The organism is Streptomyces sp. NPDC005962 (assembly GCF_040629205.1).
In the GTDB taxonomy this organism is placed as follows: Bacteria; Actinomycetota; Actinomycetes; order Streptomycetales; family Streptomycetaceae; genus Streptomyces.
Genome location: NZ_JBEXVE010000038.1, coordinates 16,214 through 31,413, shown reverse-complemented (window position 1 = coordinate 31,413; position 15,200 = coordinate 16,214). Strand labels below are relative to the sequence as shown.

Below are 15,200 nucleotides of genomic sequence, written 5' to 3'. Positions count from 1 at the left end.
GAGGGTATCGATGAAGGACGTAGTGATCGTCGGAGGCGGCATCGCGGGACTGGCCGCGGGCTGGCGACTGCGGCACTGGGACACGCTCCTTCTGGAGTCGGAGGGACGGGTCGGCGGACGCATCCGATCGGAGCGCCGCGGTCCGTACTGGCTCAACTGGGGCGGACACGTCTACGCCGGTGGAAACTCCTCCACGGCGTGGCTCCTCCGCGACACCGGCGTCGACTCGACACCGGTGACGGGCTCGCTGGCCGGACTGGCCATGAACGGCAAGCTTCTGCTGAGCGGCCGGGTGGAGAGCTATCCGTTCCGGATTCCCATGCCGTGGTCCGCCCGCGCCGGGATGGTGAAGGCCGGTGCCAAGGTGGCGCTCGCCGTCGCCGCCTACGCACGGATCGTCCAAGTGCGGCCCGGCGAGGACGAGGCCGCCCGGCAGCAGCGGGTCTACGACTTCATGAACGACCGTTCCTTCAAGGACTTCATCGGAGATCTGCCGGAGGACGCCGAGGCGCTGTTCAAGCCCACGGTGACCCGCTCCTCCGCCGACATCGACCAGTTGTCGGCGGGCGCGGGCGTCGGCTACTTCAGCCTGGTGTGGAACATCGGTGCCGGTCTCTCGCAGAGCATCCTCGGCGGCCCGTCCACCCTCACCGAGGGCATCGCCGCGGCCCTGTCGGACCGGGTGCGGCTGAACGCGACCGTCGACGAGATCGTTCAGAAGAACGGCTCGGTCGTGGTCCGTTACCGGCAGGACGGAGCCGAGCGGGAGGTCGAGGCGCGCTGCGTGGTCCTGGCCACCCCCGCGACCGTCAGCCACCGGATCGCGGTCGACCTCGACCGCGACGTCCGGGAGGCCCTGTCGAAGGTTGTCTACGGCCCGTATGTGAGCGCGGCGTTCCTCACCGACGAGACCGGGCGTCAGGTGTGGGACGACGCGTACGCCATCGCGACGCCGAAGCGATCCTTCAACGTCCTGCTGAACATGTCGAACATCGCCCGCGGACTGGAGCCCGAGCGACGGCCCGGCAGCAGCATCATGGCTTTCTCGCCGGGCAGTCTGGCGCGCGAGCTCCTCGAACGCGACGACGACGAGATCCGCCGGACCTACCTCGACGACCTCGGCCAGATCCTGCCGGGCTTCGCCGATCACGTCGTGGAAGCCGAGGTGCAGCGCTGGCCCACCGGCTCGCCCTACTGCTTCCCCGGCCGCGGAAAGCTCCAGCCGACGCTGACCCGCCGCAGCGGCCGGGTCCTCCTGGCCGGGGACTACCTCGGCACCCTCTACACCGAGACCGCGATCCAGACCGGCCTGTCCGCCGCGCAGGAGGCCCAGAGCCTGCTGGCCACCGACCGGCAGGCCACCCCGCACGGCCCGGCGCCCTCGCCCGCCGTCTGCTGAACCGCCGTCTGCTGAACCGATGGCCTCTCAACCGATGGCCTCTCAACCGATGCCTTCCGCACCGATGCCCGCACCCAGCTTCATCCGAGGAGAATCACGCATGTCGTCACAGCTGAGCGGTGTCCTGACCGCCCTTGCCTCGCCGTTCGCGGCGGACGGGCAGCTCGACGAGAAGACCCTGCGCCGCCTGGTCGACCGCAGCGTCGACGGCGGAGTCGACGGCGTCGTCGCCTGTGGATCCACCGGTGAGTTCGCGGCCATGAACGGCGCGGAACGGCGCCAGGTGGTCGAGACCGTCGTCGACCAGGCGGCCGGACGTGTGCCGGTCATCGCCCAGACCGGTGCGCTGAGCACGAAGGAAGCGGTCGCGCTGTCCCGCCACGCGGAAGCCGCCGGAGCCTCGGTGCTGATGGTGGTCGCCCCGTACTACGAGCCGCTCACGCTCGACGAGACGCTGCGCTATCTGCGCACCGTGGCCGACGCCGTGGACATCCCGGTCATGCTCTACAACCTGCCCGCGGCCACCGGTGTCCCCCTCTCGCCGGAGATCGTCGGACAGCTCGCCCGCGAGGTCGAGAACATCCAGTACATCAAGGACACCAGCGGCGACATGGCCCAGGCCGGGCAGCTGATCCACCGCTACGGCGACGTCATCTCCACCTTCATCGGCTGGGACAGTCTCCTTCTGCAGGCGATCTCCGAGGGCGCCGCCGGTGTCATGGCCGGGACCGCGAACGTGATCCCCGCCGAGCTCGTCTCGGTCCACCGCGCGGTGCGCGACGGCGAACTCGGGCGGGCACGGGCCGAATGGGCGCGGATCTACCCGCTGATGGACGCCATCATGTCCGCTCCGTTCATCCCGGCCGTCAAGGCCGCCCTGAACGCGGCCGGGTTCCCCGTCGGAGAGCCCCGCGAGCCGCTGCTCGGTCTCGACGCCGCCACGACCGCCACGATCTCCTCCCTGGTCGAGGAGGGTCCGCGACGGCCCGTGTGACGTACCTCGGCGCACCCCGGCGCCTTCCCATCACCGCTCAGGCCACCACTCAGGCCATCACTCAGGGAGCCACCGATCATGACCACTGACGCCGCCACTCCGACGACGGTCACCGTCCGGCGCGCAGCGGACGCCCAGCCTCTGATCTCCGCGGCCGATCTCCCTCCGGCCCGCCATTTCATCGACGGAACGTTCCCCGAGGGGACCTCGCCCGACGGCTCTCCCGGGCGTGTCATCGATGTGATCGACCCGAGCACGGAAAACGTCATCGCCCGGATTCCCGAGGGAACCGCCGGGGACATCGACCGAGCGGTGGCCGCCGCGGCGGGGGCGAAGGGCCGGTGGGCGCGGCTGGTCCCCAAGGACCGCTCGGAGGTGCTGCACGCCATCGCCGACCGGCTCGCCGAGAACACCGACCTCCTGGTCAGGCTGGAGTCGGCGAACACCGGCAAACCGCTCGCGGTGTCACAGGACGACATCGGCATGACCATCGACACCTTCCGCTTCATGGCCGGTGCGCTGCGTGCGAACACGTCCATGGCCGCCGGGGACTACGTCGAGGACCACCTGTCGGTCATTCTCCGTGAACCGCTCGGGGTCATCGGCGTGATCACCCCGTGGAACTATCCCTTGCTCATGGCGGCCTGGAAGATCGCGCCCATTCTCGCCGCGGGCAACACCCTGGTCATCAAGCCGTCCGAGCAGACCCCGCTGACCACGCTGAAGTTCGCCGAACTCGTCGCCGATCTCCTGCCGCCCGGCGTGGTGAACGTGGTGAACGGCCACGGCCCGGAGACCGGTGCCCGGCTCGCCGAACACCCGGACGTCGACATGATCGCCCTGACCGGTTCGGTCGCCAGCGGTCGCGCGGTGGCCCGGGCGGCCGCGGACACCCTCAAACGTGTCCACCTCGAACTCGGCGGCAAGGCCCCGGTTCTGGTCTTCGAGGACGCCGATCTCGCGGCCGCCGCGTCGGCCCTGAAGGGAGCCGGGTTCTGGAACTCGGGCCAGGAGTGCGGGGCCGCCTGCCGCATACTCGTCCACGAATCGGTAGCCGACCGGTTCATCGGGCAACTCGTCGACGAGGTACGGTCGTTGGTCGTCGGTGACCCGCGCTCCGGCGAGGATGTCGAGGTCGGCCCCATGGTCTCGAAGGCCCACTTCGACCGCGTCACCGGATACGTGGAACGCGCCAGGAACGAAGGCGCCCGAGCCGCGACCGGAGGCGCGGCCCTCGACGGACCCGGCTACTTCATCGCCCCGACCGTGCTGGTCGACCTCCCCGAAGGAGCGGAAGCCACCCGTCAGGAGATCTTCGGCCCTGTGGTCACGGTCGAGACCTTCGCCGACGAGGAGGAGGCGGTACGGCGCGCCAACGACGTCCCCCTGGGCCTGTCGGCATCGGTGTGGACGGAGAACGCCCGCCGCGGCCACGACATCCCCGCGCGCCTCGACAGCGGAACGGTCTGGGTCAACTCACATCTCGTGCTGGCCGCCGAGGTCCCCTGGGGCGGATTCAAGGGCTCCGGCTACGGCCGGGACCTGTCGGTCTACGCACTGGACGACTACTCGCGCACCAAGCACGTCATGCACCACCACGGCCGCTGACCGCCCGTCGGCTTCGCCTTCCCCGCGCGAGGGATCTTCCCCGCGCGAGGGATACGGCGAGCGGCTCCGGGGCGCGGGCCGGTCAGCCCTCCCGCGCCCACGGCCGCAGCTTCTCCGGGTTGCGAACCACCCAGATCCGGTTGACGCGCCCATCGGAGACCTCGAACGAGGCTACGGTCATGACGACACCGGCACGCCGGGCCACCAGGCCCGGCATACCGTTGACCGAGCGCTCCAGGAGTTCGAGCCCCGGAGCCTTGTCGGCGATGGCGACCATGTACCGGGCGATGCGCACGCCGCCCTCGACCGGGCGCAGGGCGGTGCCGACCATGCCACCGCCGTCGGCGGTCATCACGGCGGCAGGGTCGAGGAGACCGACGAGGGCTGCGATGTCCTTGGTCTCCCATGCCTCTTTGACGTGCCTCACCACATCGCCCCGGCCGGTCGCCGACACCGCCGTCACCGTCGCCGGAGCGCGTGTGGCGCTCACCCGCCGCCGGGCGGAGGCCGCCAGCTGTTTGCAGGCCGCAGGGGTTCGGCCGAGGACGTCGGCGATCTCGGCGAACGGGTACCGGAAGACGTCGTGCAGGACGAACGCCACCCGCTCGGCGGGCGTCATCGACTCCAGGACGACGAGGAAGGCCATGGCCACCGACTCGTCCAGGACGATCTGGTCGGCGGGGTCCGCGGGGCCGGTGGGGTCGGCGCCGCCCGCGCGCTCCCCCTCGGTGCGGTCGGGCAGCGGCTCGGGCAGCCACGCGCCGACGTAGCGTTCACGGCGGGCCCGCGCCGAGCCGAGCAGGTCCAGGCAGATGCGGCCGGTCACCGTCGTCAGCCAGGCGCCGGGAGACAGGATCTCCTCCTGTCGGCTTCGCGGCAGCCCGTACCAGCGCGCGTAGGCGTCCTGTACAGCATCCTCGGCCTCGGTCACCGAACCGAGCAACCGGTAGGCCACATTGATCAGTTGGCGCCGCTCACCCGCGATCCCCTCCGCGCCGGACCCGACAGTCCCCATGCTTCCGGCCGCCCCCTCGCCTTACCTTCCGCAGGCCCGCGTCGTCGGGCTGGTGAGACCTTAATCGATCGCCTGCCCGACGGCGGAAAAGGGGAATGTGACATGGCCACTGAGGTGACGGCGACGGCGAGCCCCCAGCGCGGCTCCGCGTTCCTGCGGATCGCGATCGCCCTGCAGACCCTGACCATCTTCCTTCAGTCGGTCTCCGCCGGACTGCTGCTGACCTCGTCCTACGGGGAGACGCTGCACAGTGCCGGAGCCCGTGTGATGTACGGGGCGTCGATGCTGTACGTGCTCGCGGCGGTGCTGGCGTGGAAACCGGGCGGCGGCTCGCCCCGGCCCGTCCGGCACGCGTCAGGTTTCCTCGTACTCGCCTCGGTGCAGGTCGCGCTCGGCATCGCACACGTTCCGGCGGTCCATCTTCCCTTGGGCGTCTTGATGTTCGGCCTGAGCGTGCTGGCGCTGGCCCGTCGCTGAGATGCGGACGGCCACGGCACAAAGCAAAGGCAAGGAGAGAGGTCTCCTTGCCACTCTTAACTTATAGCGCACTGGGGGGCTTGCGGCAAGACCCGGGTCGGGGCGCAGAATCATCCGCCGAGCCCCGGAGGTAGCAGCAGTGATCGGTCAGTATGTGTGGAATCTTCAAGAGCTCGACGAGACGCGGGTCGCGGTCGTCGGCGGCAAAGGCGCGCACCTGGGCGGGCTGTCACGGATCGACGGCATCCGTGTGCCGAGTGGCTTCTGCGTGACGACGGACGCCTTCCGGCGGATCATGGCTCAAGCGCCGTCGATCGACGATCGGCTCGATCAGCTGTCGCAGCTGAACTTGGAGGACCAGGAGGCGATCCGCACGCTGAGCGCGCAGATCCGCCGGATCATCGAGGAGATCGCCATCCCGGACGATCTCGCGGCGGCGATCACCCGCGCGCTCGCCCCGTTCGGCGAGCAGACCGCCTTCGCCGTCCGGTCCAGCGCGACGGCGGAGGACCTGCCGACGGCCTCCTTCGCAGGCCAGCAGGACACGTACCTGAACATCGTGGGGCCGGCAGAGATCCTCCGGCACGTCAGCCGGTGCTGGGCCTCGCTGTTCACCGAGCGGGCCGTGACCTACCGCCGGAGGAACGGCATCGACCACCGGACGGTCCACATGGCCGTGGTCGTGCAGCGGATGGTCTTCCCCGAGGCGGCCGGCATCCTGTTCACGGCCGACCCCGTCACGGGCAACCGGAAGGTCGCCACCGTGGACGCCGGTTTCGGCCTCGGCGAGGCGCTGGTCTCCGGCCTGGTGAACCCGGACATCTTCACGGTGCGGCACGGCGAAGTCGTCGCCAAGGCGATCGCCGCCAAACAGCGTGCCGTCCACGCCCTGCCGACCGGCGGTACGCGGGAAGTGGCGGTCGACCCGCGGCGGCAGGAGCAACCGGCGCTGACGGACGCCCAGGTCGTGCGGCTGGTAGGGCTCGGGCGGCGGATCGAGGCGCACTTCGGCCGCCCACAGGACATCGAATGGTGCCTGGCCGGCGATGACTTCCAGATCGTTCAGAGTCGGCCGATCACGACGCTGTTCCCCATCCCCGAGACCGGCGACCAGGACAATCACGTCTACGTCTCCGTCGGCCATCAGCAGATGATGACCGACCCCATGAAGCCCCTGGGGCTCTCCATGTGGCAGCTGACGGCCATGGTGCCGATGCACGAGGCCGGTGGGAGGCTGTTCGTCGACGTCACCCCACGCCTGGCCTCGCCCGCGAGCCGCGCCACTCTTCTGGACCTCATGGAGAAGGGCGATCCGCTGGTCAGGGACGCGCTGGAGACCATCCTCGACCGCGACGACTTCGTCCCCCCGCTCCCGGACGCGAGTCCCGGCGGGCCGCCCGCCCGTGGCACGTCCGCCCCGGTCGAGCCGGATCCGGCCATCGTCACCGGGCTGATCGAACGCAGCCAGGCATCCCTCGCCGCCCTGGAGCGCGACATCCGGACGAAGACCGGACCGGCGCTGTTCGACTTCCTGCTGGAGGCCTTCGGCGAGCACAAGCGAGTCCTCGGTGACCCGCAGAACTTTCAGGCGATCATGGCGGGGATGGAGGCCACCTGGTGGCTCAACGACAAACTGCGGGAGTGGCTGGGCGAGAAGAACGCGGCTGACACGCTCACGCTGTCCGCCCCCGACAACATCACCTCGGAGATGGGGCTGGCGCTGCTCGACGTCGCGGATGTGATCCGCCCGCATCCGGAGGTGGTGGCGTTCCTGCGGGGCGTCGAGGACGAGGGATTCCTGGACGAGCTGGCGAAGGTCGCGGGCGGGGCCGAAGCGCGCGACGCCATCGAGGGCTACCTCGACCGGTACGGCATGCGCTGCGTCGGCGAGATCGACATCACCAGGCCGCGCTGGCGCGAGCGCCCCACCGCGCTCGTGCCCGTGATCCTCGACAACGTCAGGATTTTCGAGCCGGGCGCCGCCGAACGGCGCTTCGCGCAGGGGCGGCAGGAGGCGCGGAAGAAGGAACAGGAGGTGTTGTCGCGCTTGCGGGTCCTGCCGGACGGGGACCGGAAAGCCGACGAGACCAAGCGGATGATCGACCAGGTCCGGGCCTTCGTCGGGTACCGGGAGTACCCGAAGTACAACATCGTCAGCCGCTACTTCGTCTACAAGCGGGCCTTGCTGGCGGAGGCCGAGCGCCTCGTGCGGGCCGACGTGCTGCCCGAGAAGGAGGACATCTTCTACCTCAGCTTCCAGGAGTTGCACGACGTCGTGCGCTCGCACCAGGTGGAAGGGGGGCTCGTCCAGCGGCGCAAGGACGCGTTCCGGTCGTACCAGGCGCTCACACCGCCCCGGGTGCTCACCTCGGATGGCGAGGCCGTCACCGGGGCGTACCGGCGCGACGGCGTGCCGACAGGTGCCCTGGTCGGCCTGCCGGTTTCCGCCGGGACCGTCGAGGGGCGGGCCCGCGTCATCCTCGACATGGCGGAGGCCGATCTGGAGGCGGGCGACATCCTGGTCACGGCCCATACGGACCCCAGCTGGTCGCCCCTGTTCGTGGGAATCACGGGCCTGGTGACGGAGGTGGGCGGCCAGATGACCCATGGCGCGGTGATCGCCCGGGAGTACGGCTTGCCTGCCGTCGTGGGCGTGGAGCAGGCCACCCGGCTGATCCGGGACGGGCAGCGGATTCGCGTGCACGGAACCGACGGGTACGTCGAGATCCTGCCCTGACCGGCCGCCGGATCATCCGGAGCGTGGCCTGAGGTGTGAGGGCACTGTCCGCCGGGCTGTCGCGGCGGATGGTGCCCCGCTCCACCTCGTCACGGAACTCGCCCTTGCCCCAGTGCTCGTTCACCAGCGGCCCGACCTCGTCGCGCTTGAGGGCGCGCGTCTTGAGGAGGATCTCGCTCACGTGTCGTCACCTGTCGGGCTGCTCCTGGCTCTTCGGTCCTCATCTCACCGGCCCGTCCAGCGCGGGGCGCGGCGCTCGGCGAAGGCGGTCATGCCCTCGCGGACGTCGGCCGAGGCCATCAGGGCGCCCATCTCGCCGCGCTGTACGGCGAACGCGTCGGCCTCGGGCACACCGTCGGCGGCGCGCACGGTCTTCTTCACGGCGGCCAGCGCGAGCGGGGCGTTCAGCGCGAGCCGCTCGCCGAGCTGCAGCGCCACGGCGGCGGCGTCGCCCGTGTCCGTGACCCGGTTGACCAGGCCCAGCTCGGCGGCCCGGCGGCCGCTGACCGGTTCGCCGGTCAGCAGGAGCTCCATCGCCAGGTGGTACGGAATCCGCCGGGGCAGCCGGATCACGCCGCCGCCCGCGGCGATCAGGCCGCGCTTGACCTCGGGCAGGCCGAACGCCGCGTCCTCCGCGGCGACGATCAGGTCGCAGCTCAGCGCCAGCTCGAAGCCGCCGCCCATGGCCCAGCCCTCGACCGCCGCGATCAGCGGCTTCGTCAGCTCGGCCTCGGTCAGGCCGCCGAACCCGCGGCCCTCGATCTCGGGCGACTCGCCCCGCAGGGCGGCCTTGAGGTCCATACCGGCGCTGAAGGTGCCGTCCGCGCCGGTCAGGACTCCCACCCGGAGGCCTTGGTCGGCCTCCAGTTCGTCCAGCGCGGCGGCCAGACCGGCGGCGGTCGCGGCGTCCACGGCGTTGCGCGACCGCGGGCGGTCGATCGTGATCAGCAGGGCCGGGCCGATGCGTTCGGTACGCACTTCGGAGGTGCTCATGGCTTTGTTCCTTCTCTCTGTCCGCCGCTTCTTTCCGTGAGCCGTGGGCTCAGCGGGTGGCGAGCTCGGCGAGAACGTCCGCGGTGTCCTGGCCCGGGACCGGAGCCAGGCGGCGGATCGAGCCGGGCGTGGCGGAGAACTTCACCGGGATGCCGACGGTGCGGATCGCGCCCTCGGTCGGGTGCTCGACAGTGTCGAGCAGGTGGCCGCCGCGGACGTAGGAGTCTTCGTGGGCGCGGTCCAGCTCCAGTACCGGTGCCATCGGGATGCTGTGCTCGGTGCACACCTCGGCCCACTCGGCGGTGGTCAGCCGCGGGGCGCACTCGTCGATCAGCGCGGCCAGGGCCTCGTGGTCGGCACTGTCGATGGCTTCGCCGTTGACGCGCGGGTCCGCGGCCAGGTCGGGGCGGTCGGCGGCGGCGAAGAAGTCACGGAAGTTCCGCGGGTGGTAGGGGATCACGCACGCGAGACCGTCCTTGGTGCGCACCGCCCGGTGGCCCTTCGCCATCGACAGCGGGAAGCCGGTGGGGCCCTGCGCGGGCTCGTACACATGCCCGGCGAGGTGCTCGACCAGATTGAACGCGATCAGCGTGTCCGTCATGGGGATCTCGATCCGCTGGCCCTGTCCGGTCCTGCTCCGGTGGAGCAGCGCGGCGAGCACGCTGTAGGCGATGGTCAGCGAGGAGACCTTGTCGCCGAGGATCGTCGGCAGGTACACCGGCTCGCCCAGCGCGCGGTCGGCGATGTCGACCAGGCCGGAGGCGGCCTGCACGGTCTCGTCGTACGCGGCGTCGCCGACGCGGTCGGAGTCGCTGCGGAAGCCCTGGGCGTGGGCGTAGACCAGGCTCGGGTTGCGACCGGCGAGGTCGTCGTAGGTCATGCCCAGGCGGCCGAGCGCGTCCGGGCGCATATTGGTGATCAGCACGTCCGCGGTGTCGATGAGTTCGAGGGCCTGGGCGTGCTCGGTCGCGTCCTTGAGGTTGAGCGTGACGCTGCGCTTGTTCCGGTTGACGTTGAGGCTCAGCGGGGTCATACCGGGCGTGGTGCGGTAGTGGCCCGTGCGCACGGCGTCGACGGGGGACTCGATCTTGACCACGTCGGCGCCCAGGTCGCCGAGGATCTGGGCGGCGTACGGACCCATCACCACGGTGGAGAGGTCGATCACGCGCACACCGTCCAGCGGGCCGGTGGCGGTGGTGGTGCTGATGGAGTCCGTCATTGTTCGTCCTTTCGCACTGTGCTTCGCTGCTCTGCGATCGACGTTAGTGACGAAGGGACGAAAACGGAATGATCTTGTGACGAACAACGGTATGACCACAGCGGTCATACCCTTCCGAGAAGGTTTCCCGTCTCAGCCTCCGTCACATATCCAGTGGGTCACCGAAAACCTCTCGGGCGGTATTGACGAGCTCTTCGAGATCGCCTCCGCGAGCACGGTCGCGGTGCCAGAGCAGGGCGGTGTCCAGGCGGGGGTGGAAATCCGCGAGGGGCAGGATGGCCACGTTCTCCATCCGGTAGCCCTGCATGGGGCTTTTGGCGTCGAGCATGGAAATAGAGAATGCCAGCCCGCAGGAAACCACTTCGACTGCTCCCCCGAAACCCGTGTGAGAGAGCTTGATGCGTTTTTTGACTCCGAGTTCGGACAATTGGCGGTCGAGCTGATCGAAATAGGCGGGAGTGATTTCCGCGGGAGAGGCGACGTAAGGGAGATCGGTCAGTTCGGCCAGCGCGATGGATTCGCGCCCGCCGAACTGATCCGCCGGAACGACCGCGCCGAGCCGTTCCGACATCACCGTCAGCTGCTCCAGCGCCGGATCGGCGACCGGGAGTCGGGCCAGCGTCAGCGCGAGTCCGCCCTCGCGTACCGCGGTGACGAGATCGGCGGTGGCGCCGGGCCAGCGTTTGAGCTCGAACCGCTCACGGACCCGCCCGGCGAGGGTGTTGACGCGTTCGCGCAGCTCGGGATGGACACCGGCGGGCACCCCCAGGAACACGGTGCTGCGCCGCGGCCGGGCCGCCTCGCCCAGCCGCCACGGGATGGAGTTGACCTGCTCCAGTACGTCCCTCGCGATCGGCAGCAGCGCGGCCCCGGCCGCGGTGAGCACGACGTGGTGGGTGCTGCGGTCGAACAGCTGATGCCCGGTCTCCTGCTCAAGATCCTTGATCCGCCGGCTCAGCGGGGAGGCCGACATGTGCAGTCTGCGGGCCGCGGCGGTGAAATTCAGTTCCTCGGCGACGGCGACGAAATATCGCAGATGCAGCATCTCCACGACGGCCAACCCTATCCACCACGGGTGCTCCCGGGCCGTCGGGGCCTCGCCGCTACGGCCGCGTACCGCCGCGAGGGGTGCGGGCCACACCACGGGCCATGGTGGTCGCGCTCCCCAGATATCGGGCGGGATCACACAGCTCGCTGATCCGTTCGGCGCCGAGTCGCTTCACCAGCTCGGCGTGGCCGTGGAGTTCGGCTTCCAGGGTGGTGCCGGTTTCGATGGCGGTGCGGCAGGCTTCGTAGACGACGTCGTGCGCCCGCTGGCGGCCCAGGACGGGCGCGACGTCCATCATGACGGCTTCGGCGACGATGAGCCCGCCGGTGATGTGGGTGTTCCGGCGCATCCGGTCCACGTTCACCTCCAGTCCGCAGAGCATGAACTCGGCCTGGTGGAGGGAGCTGGAGAGGAGCAGGAAGGCCTCGGGCACCGCCGCCCACTCCAGGTGCCAGGGGCCGGTGGCGCGTTCGAAGTCCTGCATCATCGCGTCGAGGACGGTCGTGGACTTGTCGCGGAGCAATTTGGCGGCGGCGAACATCAGCTCGCTGGAGATGGGATTGCGCTTCTGCGGCATGGTCGAGCTGGCTCCCCGTCCGGGGACGAAGGGCTCCGCCACTTCGCCGAACTCGGAGGAGCACATCATCATCACGTCCCAGGCGATCTTGCCCAGGGAGCCGCCGATCGCGGCGAACAGCGCCACGAGTTCGACGAGTCCGTCCCGTGCGACGTGCCAGGTGATCTCGGGGTCGCGCAGCTCCAGTTCGGCCGCCAGGACGGCTCGGGTCTCCAGGCCCTCCGGGCCCGGGCCGAGGGAGGCCAGGGTGCCGGCCGCGCCGCCGAACTGCACCATCAGGGCGCGCCTACGGGCCTGTTCCAGGCGCTCGGCGTGCCGGTCCAGGGCGGAGAGCCATACGGCGCAGCGGTAGCCGAAGGTGACCGGGAGGGCGTGCTGAAGGTGGGTGCGTCCGGCGGTGACGGTCTCCGCGTGGTCGTCCGCGAGCTGCTGGAGGGCGTGGCGTACGCGGTCGAGCTGGTCCTGGAGGAGCGCGACGCCGCTCTTGCACTGGAGCATCACCGCGGTGTCCATGATGTCCTGGGTGGTGGCACCCCAGTGGAGGTACCGGCCCGCGTCGCCGCACTGGTCCGCCACCTGCCGGACGACCGGGAGGACCGGGTAGCCGACGATCTCCGTCTCCGTGCGCAGCCGCTCCAGGTCCAGGCCGTCGAAGCGGGCCCTGGCGGCTATGTCCTCGGCGGCGTCGGCGGGGATGACGCCCACTTTGGCCTGGGAGCGGGCGAGGGCGATCTCGGTGTCGATGATGCGCTCGACGTAGGCGGTGTCGCTGAAGATCTCGCGCATGGCCGGGGTGCCGAACATGTCGCGGAACAGCAGGGAATCGAAGACGGTGCTGCTCATGGGGTGTCTCACCTCACGGTGGTGGGGCTGGTACGGGAGGGCGCGGGGAGGGTGGTGCCGTCGGGCTCGGACTCGGACTCGGACTCGGACTCGGCGAGGAACGCGTCCGGGTCGGCCAGGGCGCGCCGCACCTTGTGGACGTCCATCTCCTTGCACCACTTGGCCAGGACGAAGGTGGCGACCACGTTGCCGAAGGTGTTGCAGAACGCGGTGGCCATGGACATGAAGCGGTAGACGCCGAAGAGCACGGCCGTGCCCTCGATCGGGAGGTTGCCGGTCGCGGCGACGGTGGAGGCGAAGACGACGAAGGTCCCGCCGGACACGGTGGCCGCGCCCTTGGACGTCAGCAGCATGATGAGCAGCAGGCCGAGCTGTTCGGGGATGCCCATCGGGATGCCGTAGGCGTTGGCCACGAACAGGGTGCAGATGGACATGTAGAGGGAGGTGCCGTCGAGGTTGAAGGCGTAGCCGGTGGGCACGATCAGGCCCACGCTCTGCTTCGAACACCCGGCCCTGGTCAGCTTCTTCAGCAGCCCGGGCAGCGCGGCTTCGGAGGAGGCGGTACCCAGGACGAGCGTCATCTCGACGCGTACGTAAGCCAGGATGCGCCAGATGTTGAATCCGGCGATCAGACAGACGAGGCCCAGGACGCCGAAGACGAACACGGCGACGACCAGCCAGTACTGGAGGACGAGTTCGGTCAGGGCCAGGAGCATCGTGCCGCCGCTGGTGCCCACCGAGTACGCGATGGCGCCGAAGGCCCCGATCGGGGCGAGCTTCATGACGACGTTGACGAAGCCGAAGAACGCTTCCGAGACGACGTCGAGGCCTGAGTTGATCCGGTCCTGTATGTGCGGCTTGAGCGACAGGAGGCCGACTCCGAACAGGACGGCCACGACGACGACCTGCAGGAGCTGCCCGGAGGAGAAGGCGCCGACGAAGTTGTCGGGAACGATGTCCCGGAGGAAGGCGGTGACCCCGTGCTCGCCCTCCCCCGCCGGGGGCGCCTGGGACGCGTCGGCGCCCGTGGCGAGGTCCCCCGCGCCCTTGCCCACGCCGAAGAGGTTCGCGGCCACCAGGCCGAGGAGCAGGGCGGCGGTGGAGACGACCTCGAAGTAGATGAGCGCCACGAGCCCGAGGCGGCTGGCCTTCTTCAGATCACCGGCCGAGGCGATGCCCATGACGACGGTGAAAAAGACCAGCGGCGCGACCCCGGCCTTGACCAGTGCCAGGAACAGGTCGCCGATGATCTTCAGGTCCGCCGCGAAGCCGGGGAAGGCGAAGCCGACCGCGACACCGAGGGCCATCGCGATGACGACCTGTGCCATGAGCCCCCGGTACCAGGGCTTGTGAGCCGTCGGGGGCGGGCCGTCGTCCACGAGCTGCTGTGGAGATCTCATGCAGCACTTCCTTGTCTAGACATGAGGTGTGTCTAGACAAGGATGCTCGCGAGATGGCGTGTGTCAAGGGTTGTTCACATGGTGTTCGGAGGGTCGCCCACGGTGAGCACTGACGAGCACCGGTGAGCGCCCCTCGCGCTAATTCCGCTGCAGAACCGTCTCGTACACGAAGCGGTCACCGGCATGCGTACTCACGGCGACCTCGAAGAGGGCGCCCGAGGCGTCGTAGTAGCGGCGTACGAATTCCAGCCCCGGGCTGCCCGGCTCCACCCCGAGGTGTGTCGCCGCCTCCGCGGATACGCCCACCGCCCGCACCTGCTGCACCACCCGCTCCACGGCGCGCCCCGTGCGGGCCTCGATCGCGTCGGCGATCAGCCTGCGGCTCTCCTCCAGATCCCCGGCCACCGCCTTGGCGTCCCCCGGGCCCAGATACACCCGCGCCCAGGACACGACCTCATCGGGCCTCCCGGCCTCCCGCCGGGTGGAGGTGACGCACACCTGCCGGGACCCCTCGGACAGTCCGGTGACGGCGGAGAGCGCGGCGTCCACCGTCACGGGCTCCACCGACAGGACACGCCGCTCGGCGGCCTCGCCGTACTGCGTCAGATCCCCGACGCTGCCGAGCTGTGCGGTGAACCCGGCGACCGGTGTCGGGCGTTCCACCCGGGTCCCCGTCCCCGGGTGCCGGGAGATGAGCCCGGCCACCTCCAGACGCCGCAACGACCGCCGCAGCGTCTCCCGCGAGACGCCGTACTCGGCGGCGAGCCCGGGCTCGGTGGGCAGCAGTTCGCCCACGGCCCACCGTCCGGCGGCGATCTTCCTCATGAGGTCGCTTGCGATCGCCACGTACCGCGGCTCACCCACGACGAACTCCTTGCCTGCTCCTGACC

At 70.0% G+C, this 15,200-nt stretch carries 12 protein-coding genes; 5 read left to right on the top strand and 7 right to left on the bottom strand.

Annotated elements, in window-relative coordinates; translation table 11 throughout:
* The first annotated feature begins 10 nt into the window (after positions 1–10).
* The 3 genes from ABZ370_RS38800 to ABZ370_RS38790 all read left to right on the top strand — a co-directional run bounded on the left by ABZ370_RS38800 (position 11) and on the right by ABZ370_RS38790 (position 4,001).
* Positions 11–1,399: an NAD(P)/FAD-dependent oxidoreductase gene (locus tag ABZ370_RS38800; RefSeq protein ID WP_358631486.1), complete on the top strand. Its 1,389-nt coding sequence runs from the start codon at positions 11–13 to the stop codon at positions 1,397–1,399.
* A 100-nt stretch (positions 1,400–1,499) separates the two neighbouring features.
* Complete coding sequence (locus ABZ370_RS38795) at positions 1,500–2,393, top strand: dihydrodipicolinate synthase family protein (protein ID WP_358631483.1); 894 nt, start codon at positions 1,500–1,502, stop codon at positions 2,391–2,393.
* A 78-nt stretch (positions 2,394–2,471) separates the two neighbouring features.
* A complete protein-coding gene (locus ABZ370_RS38790) occupies positions 2,472–4,001 on the top strand; it encodes an aldehyde dehydrogenase family protein (protein WP_358631480.1) in 1,530 nt (509 codons plus the stop codon).
* Positions 4,002–4,083: 82 nt separating this feature from the next.
* On the opposite strand, the gene sigJ is transcribed toward ABZ370_RS38790, so the two are convergent.
* A complete protein-coding gene (gene sigJ, locus ABZ370_RS38785; protein ID WP_358631477.1) occupies positions 4,084–5,016 on the bottom strand; it encodes an RNA polymerase sigma factor SigJ in 933 nt (310 codons plus the stop codon).
* Positions 5,017–5,118: 102 nt separating this feature from the next.
* Between sigJ and ABZ370_RS38780 the strand changes: the two genes are divergently transcribed.
* Together ABZ370_RS38780 and rph are read left to right on the top strand one after the other, a co-directional pair.
* Positions 5,119–5,493: a hypothetical protein gene (locus tag ABZ370_RS38780; RefSeq protein ID WP_358631474.1), complete on the top strand. Its 375-nt coding sequence runs from the start codon at positions 5,119–5,121 to the stop codon at positions 5,491–5,493.
* A 139-nt stretch (positions 5,494–5,632) separates the two neighbouring features.
* The gene (gene rph / locus ABZ370_RS38775; protein ID WP_358631471.1) at positions 5,633–8,230 is read left to right on the top strand and encodes a rifamycin-inactivating phosphotransferase; all 2,598 of its coding nucleotides are present in this window, start codon (positions 5,633–5,635) and stop codon (positions 8,228–8,230) included.
* Between the two features lie 225 nt (positions 8,231–8,455).
* On the opposite strand, the gene ABZ370_RS38770 is transcribed toward rph, so the two are convergent.
* The 6 genes from ABZ370_RS38770 to ABZ370_RS38745 form a co-directional block, all read right to left on the bottom strand.
* Positions 8,456–9,223: a crotonase/enoyl-CoA hydratase family protein gene (locus ABZ370_RS38770; protein WP_358631468.1), complete on the bottom strand. Its 768-nt coding sequence runs from the start codon at positions 9,221–9,223 to the stop codon at positions 8,456–8,458.
* 49 nt (positions 9,224–9,272) lie between these two features.
* A complete protein-coding gene (locus ABZ370_RS38765) occupies positions 9,273–10,442 on the bottom strand; it encodes a CoA transferase (protein ID WP_358631465.1) in 1,170 nt (389 codons plus the stop codon).
* A gap of 142 nt (positions 10,443–10,584) precedes the next feature.
* A complete protein-coding gene (locus tag ABZ370_RS38760; RefSeq protein WP_358631619.1) occupies positions 10,585–11,487 on the bottom strand; it encodes a LysR family transcriptional regulator in 903 nt (300 codons plus the stop codon).
* A 58-nt stretch (positions 11,488–11,545) separates the two neighbouring features.
* Positions 11,546–12,910 (bottom strand): adenylosuccinate lyase family protein, encoded by a 1,365-nt coding sequence (locus tag ABZ370_RS38755; RefSeq protein ID WP_358631462.1) that lies wholly within the window; start codon positions 12,908–12,910, stop codon positions 11,546–11,548.
* Between the two features lie 8 nt (positions 12,911–12,918).
* Positions 12,919–14,310 carry a cation:dicarboxylase symporter family transporter gene (locus ABZ370_RS38750; RefSeq protein WP_358631459.1) on the bottom strand — a complete coding sequence of 464 codons (1,392 nt, stop codon included), beginning with the start codon at positions 14,308–14,310 and terminating at the stop codon, positions 12,919–12,921.
* A 138-nt stretch (positions 14,311–14,448) separates the two neighbouring features.
* On the bottom strand, positions 14,449–15,174 hold the full coding sequence (locus ABZ370_RS38745) for a GntR family transcriptional regulator (protein WP_358631456.1): 726 nt from the start codon (positions 15,172–15,174) through the stop codon (positions 14,449–14,451).
* Positions 15,175–15,200 lie beyond the last annotated feature (26 nt).

What these genes read in the sequence shown, in the direction of transcription:
- ABZ370_RS38765 (WP_358631465.1), bottom strand. Translation starts at nt 10,442, where the DNA reads ATGACGGACTCCATCAGCACCACCACCGCCACCGGCCCGCTGGACGGT.
- ABZ370_RS38800 (WP_358631486.1), top strand. Translation starts at nt 11, where the DNA reads ATGAAGGACGTAGTGATCGTCGGAGGCGGCATCGCGGGACTGGCCGCG.
- ABZ370_RS38755 (WP_358631462.1), bottom strand. Translation starts at nt 12,910, where the DNA reads ATGAGCAGCACCGTCTTCGATTCCCTGCTGTTCCGCGACATGTTCGGC.
- sigJ (WP_358631477.1), bottom strand. Translation starts at nt 5,016, where the DNA reads ATGGGGACTGTCGGGTCCGGCGCGGAGGGGATCGCGGGTGAGCGGCGC.
- ABZ370_RS38780 (WP_358631474.1), top strand. Translation starts at nt 5,119, where the DNA reads ATGGCCACTGAGGTGACGGCGACGGCGAGCCCCCAGCGCGGCTCCGCG.
- ABZ370_RS38795 (WP_358631483.1), top strand. Translation starts at nt 1,500, where the DNA reads ATGTCGTCACAGCTGAGCGGTGTCCTGACCGCCCTTGCCTCGCCGTTC.
- ABZ370_RS38790 (WP_358631480.1), top strand. Translation starts at nt 2,472, where the DNA reads ATGACCACTGACGCCGCCACTCCGACGACGGTCACCGTCCGGCGCGCA.
- ABZ370_RS38760 (WP_358631619.1), bottom strand. Translation starts at nt 11,487, where the DNA reads ATGCTGCATCTGCGATATTTCGTCGCCGTCGCCGAGGAACTGAATTTC.
- ABZ370_RS38750 (WP_358631459.1), bottom strand. Translation starts at nt 14,310, where the DNA reads ATGAGATCTCCACAGCAGCTCGTGGACGACGGCCCGCCCCCGACGGCT.
- ABZ370_RS38770 (WP_358631468.1), bottom strand. Translation starts at nt 9,223, where the DNA reads ATGAGCACCTCCGAAGTGCGTACCGAACGCATCGGCCCGGCCCTGCTG.